The following is a 2,007-nucleotide window of genomic DNA, read 5'->3' as shown; positions in this document are numbered from 1 at the left end:
GTCCAGGAGATCATCGATTACGGGCTCTACGGCTTTGCCATGTCGCGCTTTGCCGGTACCTGGGCGGCGATCAAATGCGTCAAGGACAACATCGAATCGACGGCCTCGGTCGATGCCTCGCTCGAGCGGCTGAACATCGTCGTGCCGGATTTCGACATGCCATCAGGCGGTCTCAACATTCGCCACGAGATCGATATGCTCGGTCAGGAGGAGCGGCTGCATGAGCACAAGCGCGCCGCGGCTTCCGCCTTCATCCTTGCCAACGGGCTGAACCGCATCGTCTATTCGGGCGGCCGCAACCCGAAGATCGGCATCATCACGCTGGGCAAGAGCTATCTCGATGTCCGTCAGGCGCTGGAGGACATCGGCATCGACGAGGCGGCCGCCAACCGCATCGGCGTGCGGCTGTTCAAGGTCGGCTGCCCCTGGCCGCTCGACCTGCATCACATCGCCGATTTCGCCCGCGGCCTCGACACCATTGTCGTCGTCGAGGAGAAGCGCTCGCTGATCGAAGTGCAGCTGCGCGAAAGCCTTTATGGCACTGCCACCCAACCGGTCATTATCGGCAAGAAGGACGAGCGCGGCGACTGGCTGTTTCCGGCCAAGGGCGCGCTCGATCCCAACGAGATCGCCATTGCGCTTGGCGAGAGGATCGTCAGGACCATCGGCCCGTCCGAAGAGATTTCGGCGCGGGTGGCGAAGCTGCGCCAGTTCCAGGCAATGCTCACCGAGGCCACCGACATCGGCTCGCGCACACCGTTCTTCTGTTCCGGTTGCCCGCATAATTCGTCCACCAAGGTGCCGGACGGCTCTATCGCCGCGGCCGGCATCGGCTGCCACTTCATGGCGCTGTGGATGGACCGCAACACCGTCGGTTTCACGGCCATGGGCGGCGAGGGCGCGCAATGGGTCGGCCAGGCGCCGTTCTCCAAGCGCGAGCACATCTTCCAGAATCTCGGCGATGGCACCTACAACCATTCCGGTACGCTGGCGATCCGCTTCGCGCTGTCGAGCGATGCCAACATCACCTACAAGATACTCTACAATGACGCCGTCGCCATGACCGGCGGCCAGCCGCACGAAGGCGGCCTGACCGTCGACATGATCGCCAGGCAGGTGCGCGCCGAAGGCGTCGACCGAATCGCCATCGTCACAGATGAGCCCGGCAAATATGCCGGCAAGGCCGAATTCCCGGCCGGCGCCACCATCCATCACCGCGACGACCTCGATCTCGTCCAGCGCGAGCTGCGCGATGTCAAAGGCGTCTCCGTGCTGCTCTACGACCAGACCTGCGCCGCCGAAAAACGCCGCCGCCGCAAGCGCGGCACCTTCCCCGATCCCGACAAGCGGGTCTTCATCAACGAGCTGGTCTGCGAGGGCTGCGGCGATTGCGGCGTGCAGTCGAACTGCGTCTCGATCCAGCCGGTCGAGACCGAATTCGGCCGCAAGCGCAAGATCGACCAGTCGAGCTGCAACAAGGATTTCTCCTGCGTCAACGGCTTCTGCCCCTCCTTCGTCACTGTGCACGGCGCCAAGATCCGCAAGGCCGAGGGCCTTGCCGGCAAGGCCGATCCGCTGGAAGGCGTGCCCGTGCCGGCGCAATTCCCGCTTGGCGAGCAGGGCTGGGCGGCGATCATCGACGGCGTCGGCGGCACCGGCGTCGTCACCGTCGGTGCGGTGCTCGGCATGGCGGCGCATCTCGAGGACAAAGGCTGCGGCATGATCGACATGGCCGGCCTCGCCCAGAAGGGTGGCTCGGTGTTCACGCATGTCCGCATCGCCCGCACGCCGGACGACATCCATGCCATCCGCGTCTCGGCCGGCAAGGCCGATCTGGTGCTTGGCTGCGATCTCGTCGTTTCGGGCGCCAAGAAGGTGCTGACCGCAGTGCGCGAGGGCCACACCATCTTCGTCGCCAACACCGCCGAGATCATGCCTGGCGAATTTGCCCGCTCGGCGGATTTCTCGTTGCCGATAGGCCGCCTGAAGAAGGCGATCCGCGCGGCC

At 65.0% G+C, this 2,007-nt stretch carries 1 protein-coding gene; it reads left to right on the top strand.

Annotation, left to right across the window (positions count from 1 at the left end; translation table 11 throughout):
- A partial coding sequence (locus EN893_RS31125; RefSeq protein ID WP_128362059.1) for an indolepyruvate ferredoxin oxidoreductase family protein occupies window positions 1-2,007 on the top strand: 2,007 nt, incomplete at both ends.

It is taken from the genome of Mesorhizobium sp. M7A.F.Ca.CA.004.04.2.1, assembly GCF_004022825.1.
Classification (GTDB): Bacteria; Pseudomonadota; Alphaproteobacteria; order Rhizobiales; family Rhizobiaceae; genus Mesorhizobium.
Note: the sequence above shows the minus strand (reverse complement) of the source record. Positions and strands in the feature narration are given on the sequence as shown.